Origin of the sequence: Streptomyces roseicoloratus (assembly GCF_004117935.1) — a bacterium.
GTDB lineage: Bacteria > Actinomycetota > Actinomycetes > Streptomycetales > Streptomycetaceae > Streptomyces > Streptomyces roseicoloratus.
Genome location: NZ_SDOY01000048.1, coordinates 48,659 through 66,613, shown reverse-complemented (window position 1 = coordinate 66,613; position 17,955 = coordinate 48,659). Strand labels below are relative to the sequence as shown.

The 17,955-nt window shown below is 73.8% G+C and carries 16 protein-coding genes; 10 read left to right on the top strand and 6 right to left on the bottom strand.

The genetic code is table 11. The features are described from left to right. Positions 1-3: 3 nt before the first annotated feature. Positions 4-1,173: a thiolase family protein gene (locus ESG85_RS03900; protein WP_128976590.1), complete on the bottom strand. Its 1,170-nt coding sequence runs from the start codon at positions 1,171-1,173 to the stop codon at positions 4-6. 212 nt (positions 1,174-1,385) lie between these two features. Between ESG85_RS03900 and ESG85_RS03895 the strand changes: the two genes are divergently transcribed. The 5 genes from ESG85_RS03895 (at position 1,386) to ESG85_RS03875 (ending at position 7,509) form a co-directional block, all read left to right on the top strand. Then, entirely contained in the window at positions 1,386-1,847 is a 462-nt protein-coding gene (locus ESG85_RS03895) for a winged helix-turn-helix transcriptional regulator (protein ID WP_128976589.1), read from the top strand. Positions 1,848-2,009: 162 nt separating this feature from the next. Next, complete coding sequence (locus tag ESG85_RS03890; RefSeq protein WP_128976588.1) at positions 2,010-2,912, top strand: undecaprenyl-diphosphate phosphatase; 903 nt, start codon at positions 2,010-2,012, stop codon at positions 2,910-2,912. A 219-nt stretch (positions 2,913-3,131) separates the two neighbouring features. Further along, complete coding sequence (locus ESG85_RS03885) at positions 3,132-4,739, top strand: SDR family oxidoreductase (RefSeq protein WP_128976587.1); 1,608 nt, start codon at positions 3,132-3,134, stop codon at positions 4,737-4,739. A 114-nt stretch (positions 4,740-4,853) separates the two neighbouring features. Next, positions 4,854-5,315, top strand: coding sequence for a MarR family winged helix-turn-helix transcriptional regulator (locus tag ESG85_RS03880; protein ID WP_246094795.1), 462 nt, complete (start codon positions 4,854-4,856; stop codon positions 5,313-5,315). 121 nt (positions 5,316-5,436) lie between these two features. Continuing rightward, positions 5,437-7,509, top strand: a complete 2,073-nt coding sequence (locus tag ESG85_RS03875; protein ID WP_128976585.1) for an MMPL family transporter — start codon at positions 5,437-5,439, stop codon at positions 7,507-7,509. Here ESG85_RS03875 and ESG85_RS03870 read toward each other — a convergent pair. Next, positions 7,497-8,390: an oxygenase MpaB family protein gene (locus tag ESG85_RS03870; protein ID WP_128976584.1), complete on the bottom strand. Its 894-nt coding sequence runs from the start codon at positions 8,388-8,390 to the stop codon at positions 7,497-7,499. The two genes, ESG85_RS03875 and ESG85_RS03870, sit on opposite strands and share 13 nt — an antisense overlap. Positions 8,391-8,583: 193 nt before the next feature. Here ESG85_RS03870 and ESG85_RS03865 point away from each other — a divergent pair, with 193 nt between their 5' ends. The 3 genes from ESG85_RS03865 to lnt all read left to right on the top strand — a co-directional run bounded on the left by ESG85_RS03865 (position 8,584) and on the right by lnt (position 12,480). Next, complete coding sequence (locus tag ESG85_RS03865) at positions 8,584-9,957, top strand: cryptochrome/photolyase family protein (RefSeq protein ID WP_128976583.1); 1,374 nt, start codon at positions 8,584-8,586, stop codon at positions 9,955-9,957. 138 nt (positions 9,958-10,095) lie between these two features. Then, positions 10,096-10,533 carry a nuclear transport factor 2 family protein gene (locus tag ESG85_RS03860; RefSeq protein ID WP_181018957.1) on the top strand — a complete coding sequence of 146 codons (438 nt, stop codon included), beginning with the start codon at positions 10,096-10,098 and terminating at the stop codon, positions 10,531-10,533. 405 nt (positions 10,534-10,938) lie between these two features. Further along, complete coding sequence (gene lnt / locus ESG85_RS03855) at positions 10,939-12,480, top strand: apolipoprotein N-acyltransferase (RefSeq protein WP_246094794.1); 1,542 nt, start codon at positions 10,939-10,941, stop codon at positions 12,478-12,480. Here the strand turns inward: lnt and ESG85_RS03850 are convergent. Beyond that, positions 12,461-13,390 carry a Gfo/Idh/MocA family protein gene (locus tag ESG85_RS03850; RefSeq protein ID WP_128976581.1) on the bottom strand — a complete coding sequence of 310 codons (930 nt, stop codon included), beginning with the start codon at positions 13,388-13,390 and terminating at the stop codon, positions 12,461-12,463. The genes lnt and ESG85_RS03850 overlap by 20 nt on opposite strands. A gap of 376 nt (positions 13,391-13,766) precedes the next feature. On the opposite strand from ESG85_RS03850, the gene ESG85_RS03845 reads away from it, so the two are divergent. Both ESG85_RS03845 and ESG85_RS03840 read left to right on the top strand, forming a co-directional pair. Beyond that, positions 13,767-14,303: a DinB family protein gene (locus ESG85_RS03845; protein ID WP_128976580.1), complete on the top strand. Its 537-nt coding sequence runs from the start codon at positions 13,767-13,769 to the stop codon at positions 14,301-14,303. Between the two features lie 105 nt (positions 14,304-14,408). Next, positions 14,409-14,882, top strand: coding sequence for a hypothetical protein (locus ESG85_RS03840; protein WP_246094792.1), 474 nt, complete (start codon positions 14,409-14,411; stop codon positions 14,880-14,882). Positions 14,883-14,911: 29 nt separating this feature from the next. On the opposite strand, the gene ESG85_RS03835 is transcribed toward ESG85_RS03840, so the two are convergent. From ESG85_RS03835 to ESG85_RS03825, 3 genes are all read right to left on the bottom strand, one after another. Beyond that, positions 14,912-15,385, bottom strand: a complete 474-nt coding sequence (locus ESG85_RS03835; RefSeq protein ID WP_128976578.1) for a hypothetical protein — start codon at positions 15,383-15,385, stop codon at positions 14,912-14,914. Between the two features lie 85 nt (positions 15,386-15,470). Beyond that, positions 15,471-16,154: a uracil-DNA glycosylase gene (gene ung / locus ESG85_RS03830; RefSeq protein ID WP_128976577.1), complete on the bottom strand. Its 684-nt coding sequence runs from the start codon at positions 16,152-16,154 to the stop codon at positions 15,471-15,473. Between the two features lie 93 nt (positions 16,155-16,247). Then, positions 16,248-17,828 (bottom strand): ABC transporter substrate-binding protein, encoded by a 1,581-nt coding sequence (locus ESG85_RS03825; RefSeq protein WP_128976576.1) that lies wholly within the window; start codon positions 17,826-17,828, stop codon positions 16,248-16,250. Positions 17,829-17,955: the final 127 nt, after the last annotated feature.

Sequence of the window (17,955 nt, the reverse complement as noted above, 5' to 3'; positions counted from 1 at the left end):
CCCCTACAGCGCCTCCACGATCATCGCGTTCGCCAGGCCGCCCGCCTCGCACATCGCCTGCAGTCCGTAGCGGACGCCCCGGGCGCGCAGGGCGTGGACCAGGGTCGTGGTGAGGCGGGTGCCGCTCGCGCCGAGCGGGTGGCCGAGGGCGATCGCGCCGCCGTGGACGTTGACCCTGGCCGGGTCGGCGCCCGTCTCCTGCTGCCAGGCGAGGACGACACTGGCGAACGCCTCGTTGATCTCGAAGAGGTCGATGTCGCCGAGGCCGAGACCCGCGCGCCGCAGCACCTTCTCCGTGGCCGGGATGACGCCGGTGAGCATGAGCAGCGGGTCGGAGCCGGTGACGGCGAAGGAGTGGAGCCTGGCGAGCGGGCGCAGTCCGAGGGTGCGCGCGGTGTCGGCGGCCATCACGAGGACGGCGGAGGCACCGTCGTTGACCGGGCTGCTGTTGCCGGCGGTGACGGACCAGTCGATCTGCGGAAAGCGCTCGGCGAAGCCGGGGTCCTCGAAGGCCGGCCGCAGCCCGGCCAGGACCTCCGGCGTGGTCGCGGGCCGCACCGACTCGTCGCGGCGCACGTCGCCGTACGGGACGACCTCGGCGTCGAAGAGTCCGGCCTGCCGGCTCCGGGCGGCCTTGGCGTGCGAGGCGGCCGAGAACGCGTCCATGGCCTCGCGCCCGATGCCCCACTTCGCGGCGATGAGTTCGGCGCTGATGCCCTGCGGGACCAGTCCCCCGGGGTAGCGGGCGGCGACGCCGGGGCCGAAGGGGTCGGCGCCGGGCGGCACGTTGGACCACATGGGGACGCGGCTCATGGATTCGACGCCGCAGGCGACGGCGACGTCGTACGCACCGGACAGCACGCCCTGCGCGGCGAAGTGCACGGCCTGCTGCGAGGACCCGCACTGGCGGTCGACGGTGGTGGCGGGCACGCTCTCGGGCAGGCCGGCGCCCAGCCAGGCGTACCGGGTGGTGTTCATGGCCTGCTCGCCGACCTGGTCCACGGTGCCGCCGATGACGTCGTCGACGACGGCGGGGTCGATGCCGGTCCGGTCGATCAGGGCGCGGAGGGTGTGGGACAGCAGGGCGACCGGGTGGACGTCCGCGAGGGCTCCGCCGGGCTTGCCCTTCCCTATGGGCGTACGGACTGCTTCGACGATGACGGCGTCACGCATGAGACGGCTCCTGGAGGACTCGGCGAGGGCGGAGTGAGGGGAGAGGAGAGGGGAGGGGATGGGGAGAGAGGCAGAGGGGCAGAGCGGAGAGGGGCACGAGGGCGGCGGACCGCTCTCGTGAGTTGGATAACCAAACCAACACCTGCCGGTAACATAGCCCAGTGAGTTGGATTTTCAAACCCTTGCGCGCCCGACTGCCTTAGTCTTGGCTCATGAAGGCCGCCGCCCGCCCCTGCTCCATCGCCGACACCCTCGCTCTCGTCGGTGAGAAGTACTCGCTCCTCGTGCTGCGCGAGGTCTCCCTCGGCGTCCACCGCTTCGACCGGATCGCCCGCAACACCGGCGCGCCGCGCGACATCCTCACCGCGCGGCTCAAGCGGCTCGTCGAGGCCGGGATCCTGGAGAAGGTCGCGTACAGCGAGCGGCCCCCGCGCTACGAGTACCGGGCCACCCCGGCCGGCCAGGAGCTCGGACCGGTCCTGCTGACCCTGATGGCCTGGGGCGACCGCCACCTCAACGACAAGAACCGGCCCGTGGTGCTGGAGCACAGCTGCGGCGAGACGCTGTCCCCGCGCGTGGTCTGCGCCCACTGCGGCGAGCGCGCCGACCGCGCGAGCCTCACGACGCACGTCCGCGCACCGGGCTGGACGACGACGGGCCCCGTGGAGGACTGAACGCGGGCCGCCCGCCGCGCACCCTCGGGACACCGTTACGCCCGGGGCGCGGCGCGTCCGGGTCGCGGCGCGACCGTCCTGCGAACGGTTGTTCATTTGGGGCAGGTACGCTGCGCACCGACCTCACGACCGCATACGGACATTCGGGACGGCCCTGGCCCCATGAGTTGGTTCGAAGCATTCATCCTCGGGCTCGTCCAGGGGCTGACGGAGTTCCTTCCCATCTCCTCCAGCGCCCACCTGCGGCTCACCGCCGCGTTCGCCGGTTGGGAGGACCCGGGTGCCGCCTTCACGGCCATCACCCAGATCGGCACCGAGACCGCCGTCCTCCTCTACTTCCGCAAGGACATCGCGCGGATCGTCTCGGCCTGGTCCCGCTCGCTCTTCGACAAGGCGATGCGCTCCGACCACGACGCCCGGACGGGCTGGCTGGTGATCGTGGGCTCGATCCCCATCGGCGTCCTCGGCATCACGCTGAAGGACCAGATCGAGGGCCCGTTGCGCGATCTGCGGCTGACCGCCACCATGCTCATCGTCATGGGCGTGGTCCTCGGCATCGCCGACCGGCTCGCCGCCCGCGACGAGACCGGCGGCAGGCACCGCGCGGCGCGCGAGCGCAAGTCGCTCAAGGAGCTGGGCGTACGCGACGGCCTGATCTTCGGCGCCTGCCAGGCGATGGCCCTGATCCCGGGCGTCTCCCGGTCCGGCGCCACGATCTCCGGCGGCCTGTTCATGGGCTACACCCGAGAGGCCGCCGCCCGGTACTCCTTCCTGCTCGCCATCCCGGCGGTGCTCGCCTCGGGCCTGTTCGAGCTGAAGGACGCGACCGAGGGCGGGCACGTCTCCTGGGGGCCGACGGTCTTCGCGACGGTCATCGCCTTCGGCGTCGGCTACGCGGTGATCGCCTGGTTCATGAAGTTCATCACCACGAAGTCCTTCATGCCCTTCGTCGTCTACCGGATCCTGCTCGGCATCCTGCTGATCGTCCTGGTCTCGGCCGGCGTCCTGAGCCCGCACGCGGGCGAGAGCGTGAGGAATCCGGTCGGGACCTCCCAGCACGAGTGACCGGTCCGGCGAGACGCGCTGCTCCGAGGCGTCCGCCGTCACGCGGGCGCCTCGACCGTCTCCGGAGGCTCGCGCCCGTACGGACCCGGCCGAGGGCGCACGACGCGTCCTCCTCCCCGGTCGGGCCGGGCCCGTCGCCCCGCATCCGCGTGGACCCGCTCCGCTGAAGAACGGCCGCCGGGCGTGTACGCCGAGGCGATCGGTGAAACGGATCAGCGCATGAACTCTCCCAGTCCGGCCGGCGGCGCCCGCTGCCTGGTCACCGGCGCGAGCGGCTACATCGGCGGCCGCCTGGTGCCGGAGCTCCTCGGCGGCGGGTACCGCGTCCGCTGCCTCGCCCGGCATCCGGACAAGCTCCGGGACTTCCCCTGGGTCGACCGCGTGGAGACGGTGCGCGGCGACGTCACCGACGCCGCGAGCCTGCGCACGGCGCTCGACGGCGTCGACGTCGCCTACTACCTCGTCCACTCCATGAGCTCGACGGCCGACTTCGAGGACAGGGACCGCCTGGCCGCCCGTACCTTCGCCGCCGAGGCGCGGGCCGCCGGGGTGCGGCGGCTCGTCTACCTGGGCGGGCTCACCCCGCGCGGGGTGCCGGACGACGAGCTCTCTCCGCACCTGCGCTCCCGCACCGAGGTGGGCCGGATCCTCCTCGAATCGGGCGTCCCCACCACCGTGCTGCGGGCCGCCGTCGTCATCGGTTCGGGTTCGGCCTCCTTCGAGATGCTGCGGTACCTGACCGAGCGGCTGCCCGTCATGGTCACGCCCAGCTGGGTCGGCAGCAGGGTCCAGCCCATCGCCGTGCGCGACGTGCTGAGCTGTCTCGTGGCGAGCGCCGGCATGCCCGCCGACGTCAACCGGACCTTCGACATCGGCGGACCGGACGTGCTCACCTACCGGGAGATGATGGAGCGCTACGCCGAGGTCGCCGGCCTGCGCCGGCGCCTCATCGTCCCCGTCCCCGTCCTCACACCGTGGCTGTCAAGCCAGTGGATCGGGCTCGTCACCCCGGTGCCGGCCGCCCTGGCCAAGCCCCTCACCGAGTCGCTCCGGCACGAGGTGGTGTGCGGTGAGCACGACATCGAGCGGTACCTCCTCCCCCACGACCCCGCCGGCTCCGCCGACCCCGCCGGCTCCGGCGGCCCGGCCGGCTCCGGCGGCCCCACCGGCTCCGGTCCGGTCGGCCCCACCGGCTCCGGGCGGCGGCCCATCCCGTTCGACGAATCCCTCCGTCTCGCCCTCCGCCGGGTGCGCGACGCGCAGGTCACGACCCGCTGGTCCTCCGCCTCGCCGCCCGGTGCGCCGAGCGACCCGCTGCCGACCGACCCGGACTGGGCGGGCGGCAGCCTGTACACGGACGAACGCTCACGCGCCGTCGACGCCGCCCCGGACGCGCTGTGGCGGGTCGTCGAGGGCGTGGGCGGGGAGAACGGCTGGTACTCCTTCCCGCTGGCCTGGGCCGTCCGCGGCTGGGCCGACCGGGTCGTCGGCGGCGTGGGGCTCCGGCGCGGGCGGCGGGACGCGGCGCGTCTGCGGGTCGGCGACGCCCTGGACTTCTGGCGCGTGGAGGAGATCGACCGGGGACGACTGCTCCGGCTCCGGGCCGAGATGCGCCTGCCCGGCCTCGCGTGGCTGGAGATGGCCGTCGAACGGGACGACGCGGGCCGTACGACCTACCGGCAGCGGGCGCTCTTCCATCCGAAGGGCCTCGCGGGCCACGCGTACTGGTGGGGCGTCTCCCCGTTCCACGCCGTGGTCTTCGGCGGCATGGCGCGGAACATCGCCCGGACCGCCGAGACGGAGAGCGGGCGCCGGGGCCCGCCGTGACCCGGGCCGGATCGGCCGGACCGATGACGGCGGGCCCGGGCGGCGGCCCCGCGCGGCCGCGCGGGCGCCGCGGCATAAGCTGGCCGAGTGGTCGACGGGCAGGCGGGAAAGAGCGTGACGGAGAACGGGACCAGGACCGATCTGCAGGTCTTCGCGGTCGCCCTGCGCCGGACGATCGGCGAGGTGAACCGCCTCGTCCACGGCTTCGCCGCCGCGGAGGGACTGCACTCCACCGACGTCCACGCGCTCTCCTTCGTACTCGACCATCCCGACACCGCCACGCCCGGACTGCTGCGGGAGCATCTCGGCCTCTCCTCGGGCGCGGTGACCGCCTGCCTCGACCGGCTGGAGAAGGCCGGTCACATCCGGCGCAGCAGGGCCGACGACGACCGGCGGGTGGTCCGCATCCACTACGTGCCGGGGGCCCGGACCGCGGCACGCGCCCACTTCATGCCGCTGGCGGTGGCCGCCGGCCGTGCCAACGACCGGTTCACCGAGGACGAGCTGAGCCTGGTGCTGCGGTACCTGGACGCGCTGAACGACGAGCTCGGCGAGCAGCGCGCGCCCCTCCGCTGACGTCACCCCCGAAGCACTCCCCCGCCGCCGGGGACCCGGTCGCGGCGCTCGCGGCGCCCCGTGATTCAGTTTGCTTCAATTATCGAGATAATCGATCATCGAGAGACCTGGGGGTCCTGCCGTGTCCACACCCCTCCGGTGGGCGAGCAGACTGCTGCCGCTGCTGGTGCTCGTCGTCTGGCTCGCCGTCGGAGGAGCGTTCGGCCCCTACGCGGGCAGGCTCGGCGAGGTGGCGACCAACGACCAGGCCGCCTTCCTGCCCCGCAGCGCGGAGTCGACCCGGGTCCTCCAGGCCCAGGAGGCGTTCCGCCAGGAGGAGTCCCTGCCGGTGGTGGTCGTCTGGACCGCCGGCAGCGGCGGCGCCCTCGGTCCGTCCGCGCGGACGGACGCCACCCGGGCGCTGGCCTCCCTGAAGGGTGCCGACGGCGTGGCCGGCACCCCCTCCCCCGCCTTCCCCTCCGAGGACGGAGAGGCCCTGCAGGGCGTCGTCCAGCTCCGCCCCGACCTCGGTGACGAGCTGCCGGCCGCGCTGGACCGGGTCGAGACGGCGCTGTCCGGCGTACCGGGGACCGAGGTGTGGCTGGGCGGCCCGGCCGCCTCCCAGGCCGACCTCCGCGACGCGTTCGCGGGCATCGACGGCATCCTGCTCGCCGTCGCCCTGGTGACCGTCCTGGTGATCCTGCTCCTGGTCTACCGGAGCGTCCTGCTCCCGCTGGTGATCATCGTCGGTGCCGTCTTCGCCCTCGCCCTGGCCTGCGCCCTCGTGTACGTCCTGGCGGACCACGACGTCGTACGCGTCGACGGTCAGGTGCAGGGCATCCTGTCCATCCTGGTCATCGGCGCGGCGACCGACTACGCCCTGCTGCTCGCCGCCCGCTACCGGGAGGAACTCGGCGCGCGGGACGGCGACCGGGTGCCGGCGATGCGGGCCGCGCTGCGGCAGTCGTTCGGCCCCGTCCTGGCCAGCGCCGCCACGGTCGCGCTCGGCCTGCTGGCCCTGCTGCTCAGCGACCTCACCAACAACCGGGCGCTCGGTCCGGTCGGCGCCATCGGCATCGCCTGCGCCGTGCTCAGCGCGCTGACGTTCCTGCCCGCCGTCCTGGTCCTCCTCGGCCGCGCCGCCTACTGGCCCGCCCGTCCCAAGGCCGCCGCCGGGGACGAGGCGCACCCCGTCTGGCGCAAGGTCGCGGCGCTGGTCGACCGCACGCCGCGCAAGGTCTGGGCCGGTTCCCTCGCGGCCCTGCTCGCCTGCGCCGCCTTCTCCTTCACGCTCGACTCCCGGGGCGTCCCGCTCGACGAGATCTTCGTCAAGGACGCCCCTTCCGTCGCCGCCCAGGCGCGCCTCGGCGAGCACTTCCCCGGCGGGGCCGGGAATCCCGCCGTCGTCATCGCCGGTGCCGAGACGGCGGAGACGGTCAGGGCCGCCGCGGAGGCCGTCGACGGGGTCGACTCCGCGACCGTCTTCGCCGCTCCCGGCACCCGGCAGCCGCTCGTCGCCGACGGGCGCGTACGGATCGACGTCACCCTCCAGGACGCCGCCGACTCCGACGCGGCCAAGCGCACCGTCGCCGACCTGCGCGGGGCCCTGCACGCCGTGCCGGGTGCCGACGCCCTCGTCGGCGGCTTCACCGCCCAGCGGTACGACACCCAGGTCACCGCCGAACACGACCGGAAGGTCATCGTCCCCGTCGTCCTCGCGATCATCCTGGTGATCCTGGTCGGCCTGCTGCGCTCCCTGCTGCTGCCCGTGCTCCTGGTGGCGACGGTCGGTCTCAACTTCCTGGCCACGCTGGGCGTCTCCGCCCTCGTCTTCGAGCACGTCTTCGGGTTCACCGGAACCGACGCCGCCGTCCCGCTGTACGGCTTCGTGTTCCTGGTCGCCCTCGGCGTCGACTACAACATCTTCCTCATGTCACGGGTGCGCGAGGAGACGGCGCTGCACGGGACCCGCGAGGGCGTGCGCCGGGGACTGGTCGCCACGGGAGGGGTCATCACCTCGGCGGGTGTGGTGCTCGCCGCCACGTTCGCGGCGCTGGGCGTCATCCCGCTGGCGTTCCTGGTCCAGATCGCCTTCATCGTGTCCTTCGGCGTCCTGCTCGACACGCTGGTGGTCCGCTCGCTCCTGGTGCCGGCCCTCGTCCGGGACATCGGCGCCGCCGTGTGGTGGCCGGGCGCGCTCCGTCACCGGCCCTGACCGGAGGCGTCGGCGCCCGCCCGGGCGGGCGCCGAGGGCATGATCCAGCGGATGAGCGCGGTGACGGCGAGGCCGCCGCGCCGCGCGAAGGGCAGGAGCAGCCGGACGCTCCGCGGAAGGGTGAGGAACTCCCCGGCCCAGGGCGGCAGGAGGTCCACGGCCGCGGCGGCCAGCAAGGCGTAGGGGACGCGGACCGGCCACGGCAGCGGCGGCGCCGCCAGCAGATAGCGGGCGGTGGCCGCCGACTCGTCCGTGGCGGCCAGCTCGGGTCGGCGGCGCTCCAGCGCCTCGACGAGCGCGGCCTCGGTCACGGGCGGCCGGGGCACGCCGAGGCGCCGGGCGACCGACGCCATGTCCTCGACGTAGCCGTCCCGGCGGGCGGCGGTGAGCGGGGCCCGGCCGTACTCCTGGTACGCCCTCAGGAAGCAGTGGGTCTCGGCGATGTGGACCCAGGCGAGCAGGGCCGGATCGGAGGCCCGGTACGGCACGCCGCCGGACGTCGTCCCGGTGACCCGCGCGTGCACCTCGCGCACCCGCCGGACCGCACGCTCGGCGTCCTCCGCCGGCCCGAACGTCGTCTCCGCGAGGAAGGTGCTGGTGCGCTGGAGGCGCCCCCACGGGTCGCCGCGGAATCCCGAGTGGGCCCAGACGGCGGCCATGGCGAGCGGGTGGAGCGACTGCAGGAGGAGCGCCGCGAGCCCGCCCACGTACATCGAGGCGTCCGCGTGCACGAGCCGTACCGGCCGGTCCGGAGCGAACCAGCGGGGACCGGGGGCGCCATGGATCCGGGCGCGCTTGCGGTGGGCCGTGGGTCCGGCCACCCGCAGCAGCAGCGCTTCCCCGGCCTTTCCCCGCAGCCTGTCGATCAGCACCAGTGACACGGGAACCGCCTCCTCGCCTCACCTACCCCTCGCGCCCCACGCCCATGCCGGCCCGGGCCCCGTGGCCGGCGCCGGCGAAGGCGGCCGCCACGCGCATCCGGCATGCGCGGCGGCGGGGAACCGCGGAGGTAGGAATGGGGGACCAGTACGCCGGCGGGGCGTTCGCGACCGGCGGCCGAGCAGGGAGGACGCGATGACCGTCGCCGTCGTTCTGTACACCTCCGACCTCCGGGTGCACGACCACCCGCCGCTGAGGGCCGCGCTCGACGGGGCGCAGGAGGTGGTGCCGCTGTTCGTGCGCGACCCGGCCGTGGACCGGGCCGGCTTCGCGGCGCCCAACCGGCTGGCCTTCCTCGCCGACTGCCTGGCGGACCTCGACCGGGCGCTGAAGGAACGGGGCGGCCGGCTGGTGGTACGGAACGGCGACACGACGGCCGAGGTCAGGGCGGTGGTGCGGCGGACCGGGGCCGGGGAGGTCCATCTGGCCGGCGGTGTGACGGCCTTCGCCCGGGCCAGGGAGGAACACCTGCGCGAGGTACTGGAGGGGGACGGCTGCCGACTGCACGTGCACGACGGCGTGGTGGACGTCGTGCCGCCCGGTGACGTCACCCCGCAGGGCTCGGACCACTTCGCGGTCTTCACGCCGTACCACCGGCGCTGGGCGGGCGAGCCCCTGCGCACCCCGCTGGCGGCCCCCAGGGCGGTGCGCGTGCCGACGGACGTGCGGTCGGACCGACTGCCCGGGCGCTCGGGGATCGCGGACGTGTCGCCGGGCCTCGCCGTGGGAGGGGAACGCGAGGGGCGCAGGCGGCTCGCCGCCTGGCTGACGGCGCACGGTGACGCGTACGAGCAGCGCCACGACGACCTGGCGGGCGACGCCACGTCACGCCTCTCGCCGTACCTCCACTTCGGGGCCGTCTCCGCCCTGGAGGCCGTCCAGCGGGCGAGGAAACGGGGCGGCGCCGGGGCGGAGGCCTTCGTGCGCCAGCTGTGCTGGCGCGACTTCCACCGCCAGGTGCTCGCCGCCCGGCCCGGGGCCGCGCGGGCGGACTACCGTCCGCGTCACGACCGCTGGCGCCGAGGCCCCGAGGCCGAGGCGGACCTGGCGGCGTGGCGGGAGGGGCGGACCGGCTATCCCGTCGTCGACGCCGCGATGCGGCAGCTCGCCCACGAGGGCTGGATGCACAACCGCGGCCGGCTGCTCACCGCCTCGTTCCTCGCCAAGACCCTGTACGTCGACTGGCGGGAGGGCGCCCGGCACTTCCTCGACCTGCTGGTGGACGGCGACGTGGCGAACAACCAGCTCAACTGGCAGTGGGTGGCCGGCACGGGGACGGACAGCCGGCCCAACCGCGTCCTCAACCCGGTGCTCCAGGGCAGGCGGTACGACCCCGACGGCGCCTACGTCCGGCGCTGGGTGCCGGAGCTCGCCGGCCTCTCCGGGCCGGCCGTCCACGAGCCGTGGCGCCTCACCGGCCCCGAGCGGGCCGCCTACGACTACCCGGACCCGCTGGTCGAGCTCTCCGAAGGGCTGGCGCGCTTCCGGCGCGGTCGGGAAACCGCCTGAGGCAGTCCTCCGCACCGTCCCCGGCCCCTGTGCTTCCGGCCGAGCGGGCCCGGCGGATGCCCCGGGCGACGCGTCCGTTTCCGTGAGCCCGCGCGCACGACCCTTGGCGGCACGCGCCCGCTGCCCGACACTGAACCGATGACGCAGCGCGTGGATCTCGCGACAGTGATGGACCGGCTCGCCATCGACGACCTGGTCACCGGCTACGCCGTGGCCGTGGACGACGCCGACTGGACCGCGTACCGGGCGCTGTTCGCCCCGGACGGACGCGCCGACTACCGCGGCTCGGGCGGCATCGAGGGCCCCGCCGCCGAGGTGGCCGAGTGGCTCGCCGGGACGATGCGGCTCTTTCCCGTACGCCAGCACCTCATCGTCAACCGCAGGATCCGCATCGAGGACGTCGACGGCGCTCCGGGAGACACCGCGACCGTACGCGCCGACTACGTGAACCCGATGCGGTTCGAGTCCGGTGAGGACTTCGTGTGCGGCGGCAGGTACCGCTTCGCCGTGCGCCGTGTGGACCGTGACTGGAGGCTCCGTTCGGTGGTCGTCGAGGAGAAATGGCGCCGCATGTGAGGGCGTCGGCCCGCGGGCGGGCCCCGTCGCGCGCACACTGGAGGCGACACCTGGAGGCAGGGCATGCGGATCCCGTTCGCCCACCGACCGGCCGCGGCCGGGACGACGAGGGCACCCGCCACCGGCCCCGGCGGCCGCACCGGCGGCGAACCCGCCGCACGGGACGGAGGGGAAGGCGGGGACACGGACGAGGCCCCGAGCCGCACTCCGGTCGAGGGCCGCGGCCCGGGCGAGCGCCCACCCGCGCCTCCTGACCGGGCCGGGGATACGGGCGAGCGCCCACCCGCAGGCCCGGACGGAGTTCCGGCTACGAGCGGGGGCCCGCCTCCACGCTCGGCCGGAGGCCGGGCGCCGGGTCCGCGCGGTCGGCGGCGGGGCCGGGCGGTCGGGCGGTCCGTCGGTGCCGTGCTGCTCGGCGCGCTGCCCGCGCTCGCCTTTCCCGCGCCCGGGCTGTGGTGGTGGGCGTTCCTCGCGCTCGTGCCCTGGCTGCTGCTGATCCGCGGCGCCCCCGACCCGCGCAGGGCCGGGCTCGACGGGTGGTGCGGGGGCTTCGGCTTCATGCTGGCCGTGCACCACTGGCTGCTGCCCAGCCTGCACGTCTTCCTGCCGGTGGTCGCCGCGCTGCTCGGTCTGTTGTGGCTGCCGTGGGCCCGGCTGGTGCGGGCGATGCTGGCGGGCTCGCCGTCGCCGCGCCGGGCGGCGGCCGCCCTGGTCGTGGTCCCCTCCGGCTGGCTCCTGATCGAGCTGGTCCGCTCGTGGCAGGGCCTCGGCGGTCCCTGGGGCCTGCTCGGGGCGAGCCAGTGGCAGGTGCCGGCGGGGCTCCGGCTCGCCGCGGTCGGAGGCGTGTGGCTGGTGACCCTGCTGGTCGTCGCCGTGAACACCGCCGTCGCACTGCTCGTGGCCGTGCCGCGGCTGCGACCGGTCGCGGTGGCGGGTCTGGTCGTCTCTGCGCTGGTGACGGGCCTGGCGTGGTGGGCCGGGGCGCCTCCGCGCCCGGCGGGCGCGGTGCGGATCGCGGTCGTCCAGCCCGGGGTGATCGGCCCGCCGGGCGAGCGTTTCGACCGGGGCGAGGAGCTGACCGGGCCGCTCGCCGGGCAGCGGCTCGACCTGGTCGTGTGGGGCGAGAGCAGCGTGGGCGCGGACCTGGTGTCCCGGCCGGACTTCGCCGCCCGGCTGGCGGCGCTCTCCCGGGCCGTGGACGCGCCGCTCCTGGTGAACGTGGACGCGCGCCGCTCCGACCGTCCGGGAATCTTCAAGAGCGCGATCCTCGTGGGTCCGGACGGGCCGACCGGGGAGCGCTACGACAAGATGCGGCTCGTCCCGTTCGGCGAGTACGTGCCGGCCCGCGCGGTGCTCGGCTGGGCGACCTCGGTCGGCAAGGCGGCGGGCGAGGACCGGCGGCGCGGCACGGCCCCGGTGGTGATGACGCTGCCCGACGCTCCCGGCCCCGGGCCGGCGGGGCTGCGGATCGGGCCGCTGATCTGCTTCGAGACCGCCTTCCCCGACATGGGCCGCAGGCTCGCCCGGGACGGCGCCGACGTGATCGTCGCGCAGTCGTCGACGTCGACCTTCCAGGACAGCTGGGCGCCCGCGCAGCACGCCTCGCTCGGCGCGCTGCGGGCGGCGGAGACGGGCCGGCCGGTGGTGCACGCGACGCTGTCCGGAGTCAGCGCCGCGTACGGGCCGGACGGACGGCGGATCGGGCCGGTGCTCGGTACCGGCGGCAGCACCGCGGCCGTCTACGAGCTGCCGCTCGCCCGGGGCGGTACGCCGTACGAACGGTTCGGCGACTGGGCGGTGTACGGGGCGGTGGGCGTCATCGTCCTGGTCGTCGCGGCGTCGCTCCCGTGGGGCGCGTCCCGGGACGGCGGCGGATCCGGGCGCTCCCGGAACCGCGGGTCCGCGGCCGGTCCCGGCGAAGGGTCGGTCACCCCTCCTGGGCGGTAGCCCGCGAACGGTCCTGGGAACGCGCCTCGCGCACCACGTACTCGCACAGCTCGTGGGTGCGCAGGGCGTCGCGCGCGCTGAGCCGGCGGCCGTCGCGTACGGCGTCGAGGAAGGCGAGCACGGCCTGCTCGATGCCGCGCTGACGGGCCACCGGCACCCAGTCGCCGCGCCGCCGCACGCTGGGCTGGCCCTTGTGGTCGACGATCTCGGCGAGGTTGAGCACCTGGCGCTTGGTGTCCTGGCCCGACACCTCGAGGATCTCCTCGGTCGAACCGTTCATGCGGTTCATCATGCCGATGGCGGTGAAGCCGTCGCCGGAGAGCTGGAGCACGACGTGGTGCAGCAGCCCGTCGCGCATCCTGGCACGCACGTCGGTGTGTTCGACCTCGCCGGGGAGCAGGAAGCGCAGGGTGTCGACGACGTGGATGAAGTCGTCGAGGACGAAGGTGCGCGGGTCCTCGGGCAGTCCGATGCGGTTCTTCTGCATGAGGATCAGGTCGCGCGGGTGGTCGAGGCACTGGGCGTAGCCGGGCGCGAGCCGGCGGTTGAAGCCGACGGCGAGGCCGACGCCGCGCTTCTCGGCGAGCTCCACCAGGGCCTCGGAGTCGGGGTACTCGTAGGCGAGCGGCTTGTCGACGTACGTGGGCACGCCGGCCTCCAGGAGCCGGGTGACGATCTCGGCGTGGACGGAGGTCGGCGCGTGCACGAAGGCGGCGTCGAGGCCGGCGGCGAGGAGCGAGTCGAGGTCGTGGTGGCGCCGGCCGGCGGGCAGGTGGAGGCTGTCGCCGACCGCGTCGAGGGTGGCGGGCGTGCGGGTCTGGAGGTGGAGTTCGACCCCGGGGAGCGTGGCCAGGACGGGCAGATAGGCCTTGCGCGCGATGTCGCCGAGTCCGATGCAGCCGACCTTCACGGGGTCTCCTTCTTGTTCGTCGCGCCTGTTCGTCGCGGTCAGGACGTTCCCTGACCGGCGTCCCCGTACCGGGCGCGTCCTCGGGTGGGCGCGGTGCGGGCGCTCCCGCGCGTGGCGGCGGTGCGGGGGCTCCTGGTACGGGCGTTCGCGCCGGTCAGCTTACGCGGGACGGCCGGGCGGCAACCGGCGGCCGCCAGTCCGCGATGCCGTCGAAGCCGCAGAAGCCGCAGAAGCCGCGCAGGATCAGTCCGGGCGAAGTGGGAGACGGCACGCGCGAGGGCGTCCGGAGGGCCACGGCCGGAGCGGCGGAACGCGGCCGTGCCGTGCGGATGACGGGACGTCATGCCCCCGGTTCGGGCGGTGGATACGGGGCAGGATGCGGTGCATGACCGCAGAACGCACCGAGACCACCCCCCGCGTCGAACCGGGCACCCTCACCGGTGAGCGCGCGGCCCTGGAACAGTGGCTGGACTACCACCGGGCCACGCTGGAGATGAAGTGTGCCGGGCTCGACGACGCCCAGCTGCGGACGGCCTCCGCCCCGCCCTCGCCCCTCAGCCTGCTCGGTCTGGTCCGGCACATGGCCGAGGTCGAGCGCGGCTGGTTCCGCAGGGTCCTCGCGGGCGAGGACGCGCCGTGGATCTACAGCACCGCGGAGGACTTCGAACGGGACATCCGCGTCACCGCCGAGGACACCTGGGAAGAGGCTCACGCCACCTGGCGGGCCGAGATCGCCCGGGCCAGGACCCTCGCCGCCGGGCGCGCGCTCGACGACCTCGGCGCCGGGAAGCACCGCTCCGGCGAGATGTTCAACCTGCGCTGGATCTACCTCCACATGATCGAGGAGTACGCGCGGCACAACGGCCACGCGGACCTCGTCCGCGAGCGCATCGACGGCGCCACCGGCGACTGACCCGCTCCGGCCCCGGTCAGCCTCGGGGCGCGATGATCACTCATGCGGGGCATTCCCCGCGAGTAGGGGCGCGCGGAAGGAGAGCCGCGCTGCAAAGTGGCGCGGGTGCACAAGACCCGAACCACAGTGACGCTGCTCGCGGGGGTGGCGATGGCCGCCCTCTCGGGCTGCATGGCGGTCGAACCGCCCTCCCCGTCCCCCGTACCCGCGCCCGGCGGTCCGGCCGCCGTTCCGGCCGCTCCCGCCCGCCAGGACGTGGCTCCGCAGATCGTCCAGGGCCCCGCCCGTGAGGCCCTGGAGGCGGCGATGCCCGATCCGCCGGAGTCCGAGGCGCGCTCGTCCGTGGAGCGGCGCCGGAACGAGGACGGACAGGCCCGTGCCCGGCCCCGCCGCGCCGAGCCGTCCCGTTCCTCCGCCGCGCCCAAGAAGCAGAAGCCACGGCACCCGGTCGCCGAACCGCCGGGTGTGCCGCGGATGCCGCGTGACCGGGCCGAGGTGTGCGCCCTGGGCCAGGCGTACGGAGGCTGGAGCGCGGACAGCCCGCAGGCGAAGCTGTGCCGGGGTCACCACGGGCACTGAGCCGACGCCCGGACGGCCCCGTGCGGCGTCTACGAGCGCCGCTCCCGGAGCCGTAGCTCCAGCCGCTCGATCGCGGCCCGCACCCCGTTGCCGTACCCGTCGTCGTCCAGGACCACGGAGGCGGTGCGGGCCCGGTCCAGATGGACGCGGGCCGCGTCGAGGCGGTCGAGCTTCACGTAGTCGGCGGCCAGGTTGAGGTGGAGCGACGGGTAGAGCGCGCGCAGCGCCGCCGAGCCGTGCCGGGCCAGCCGGTCCTCGTCGAGGCCTTCGGCGGCGGTCAGCGCGCGCAGGTCCCAGGCGAGTTCGGCGTCCGGGTCGTCCTGGGCGTCGGCCATGTAGTGGGCGAGGGTGCAGCGGTGCAGCGGGTCGCCGTCCGGTCCGAGCTGGTCCCAGATGGCGCCGAAGCGGTTCCGCGCCTCCTCCCGGTCGCCGCCGTGGAGCAGCATCATCGCCTGCCCGATCCTGGTCATGACGGCGTCGTCCGACACCTGCTGCCCGGTCATCACGGCCTCCACGCGTTCGGTTCCCCCTCCGAGCCTGCCGGATCCGGCGCCCCGTGACCGCACACGGCGCGCCGGATCCGGGAGGTCAGCCGAGGTCGGGGATGCGCCAGTCGATCGGCGCGTGGCCCTGGGCGGCGACGGCCGCGTTGATCTGCGTGAAGGGCTGGGAGCCGAAGAACTTCTTCGCCGAGAGCGGCGAGGGGTGGGCGCCCTTCACCACCGCGTGCCGCTCCTCGTCGATGAGCGGGAGCTTCTTCTGGGCGTAGTTGCCCCACAGCACGAAGACGGCCGGGTCGGGGCGGGAGGCGACGGCCCGGATGACGGCGTCGGTGAACTTCTCCCAGCCCTTGCCCTTGTGCGAGTTGGCCTCGCCGGAGCGGACCGTGAGCACCGCGTTGAGCAGCAGGACGCCCTGCTCGGCCCACGGCATCAGATAGCCGTTGTCCGGGATCGGGTGGCCGAGCTCGGCCTGCATCTCCTTGTAGATGTTGCGCAGCGAGGGCGGGGTCTTGACGCCCGGGCGGACGGAGAAGCACAGGCCGTGTCCCTGGCCCTCGCCGTGGTACGGGTCCTGGCCGAGGATCAGGACCTTCACCTGGTCGAAGGGGGTGGCGGCGAGGGCGGCGAAGACCTCGTCGCGCGGCGGGAAGACCGGTCCCCTGGCCCGCTCCTCCTCGACGAACTCGGTGAGCTCCTTGAAGTAGGGCTGCTCCAGCTCTTCGCCGAGGACGCCGCGCCAGGACTCGGGCAGCAGGTCGGTGTCGGTCACGTCAGGTTCCTCCGGTGGGCGTTCGTGTACTCCGAACGAGAACCTACCGGTGCCCACTGACAACGCCGCCCGCCGCCCGGGTTCCGCGGGGTGCTACCAGCTGGTGCGGCGGCTGAGCTCCCACATCTGCATGACGGTCTGCGGGTCGAGGGCCCGCTCGCCGCCGGCGATGTCCTCGCTCGCCGCGATGTAGAGCTTGCCCTGCCAGAGCGGCAGCAGCCGGACGTCCTGCACCATGATCTCCTGCGCCTGCGTGAACTCGTCCGTGACGGCCCCGCGGTCGCTCTCGCGCCGGGACTTCGGGAGGAGTTCGCCGGTGATCTCAGGGCTGACGTAGGGCGTGCCGAGGACGTTCTCCTTGCCCACGAAGGGGGCGATGAAGTTGTCCGGGTCGGGGAAGTCGGGGAACCAGCCGCGGCCGAAGACCGGGTACTCGCCCTTCTGGTAGCCCTTCTGGAACTCCTTCCACGGCTTGCCGTGGAGGGTGACCTCGAACAGCTCGGAGGCCTCCAGCTGGCGCTTGAGCTCGGCGAACTCGGCCGCGGTGGAGGAACCGTAGCGGTCGGTGGTGTACCAGAAGTCCAGCTTCACGGTCTCGGTGATGCCGGCCTTGCGCAGGATGCTCTTGGCCTTGGCGGCGTCGGGGGAGCCGAAGCGGTCGTAGAACTTGGTGGTGTGGCCGGCGATGCCCTTGGGGACCATCGAGTACAGCGGCTCGGCGGTGCCCTGGTAGACCTTGCTGACCAGTTCGTCGCGGTCGACGAGCTGGGCGATGGCCTTGCGGACGGCGGGCTTGGCGGCCGTGGAGTCCTTGGCGTTGAAGACCAGGTAGCGGATGTCGGCGCCGGTGGACTCGACCAGCTGGAGGCTCTGGTTCTCCGGCTTGTCCGCCTGGAGGTCGACGACCTCCGCCGCGGTGAGACCGCGGTAGGTCGCGTCGATCTCCTTCTTCTTCAGGGCGGCGACCATCGGCTCGGACTCCTTGAAGTACCGGATGGTCACCCCGCCGTTCTTGCGCTCGGCGAAGCCCTTGTAGCTCTGGTTCCTGGTGAGCTCGGCCTTGTCGCCCTCGGTGTACGAGTCGAGGACGTACGGGCCGGAGCCGAGCAGCTTGCCGTCCTCGCGGAGCTTGTCCGCCGGGTACTCCGCCGGGTCGACGATCGACATGGCCGGGGTGGCGAGGACGAAGGGGAAGGTGGCGTCGGGCTGGTTGAGCCGGAAGACCACCGTCTGCGGGTCGAGCACGTCGATCTTGTCGAGCGAGCCCAGCATGCCGTTGGGGCCGCCGTCGGCGTCGATGGTGCGGATCCGCTCGATCGAGTGCTTGACGGCCTCGGCGTCCAGCTTGTGGCCGTTCGAGAAGGTCAGACCGTCGTGGATCTTGCACTCGTAGACCCGGCTCGAGGACCCCTGCTTGAAGGCGCAGTCGGCGGCGTCCGGCTGCGGAATGGTGCTGCCGGTCGGAAACGCGACGAGGGTCTGGAACACATTCCGGAAGAGCTCCCAGGAGTTGTCCCAGGCGGCCGCCGGATCGAGGGTCGTGGGAGAACTCGTCGTCCCTACGACGATTCTCTGGTCCGCTGCGGATTCACTGTCCGAAAACACACTGCATCCGGACAGGAGGGATATGGACGCAAGGGCTGCAGCGGCCTGCAGACTGGTCCGGTTGAACACGTGCACGCTCCTCGTTCAGCCAGGGATCGGCCGACCATACCGCAGCGCCCCGCCAGGTCAATGGGCCGCCCTGGCGGGGCACTCGAGGCATTTCTCGTATAACCGGGGCCAAACCGGTCAAGAATTC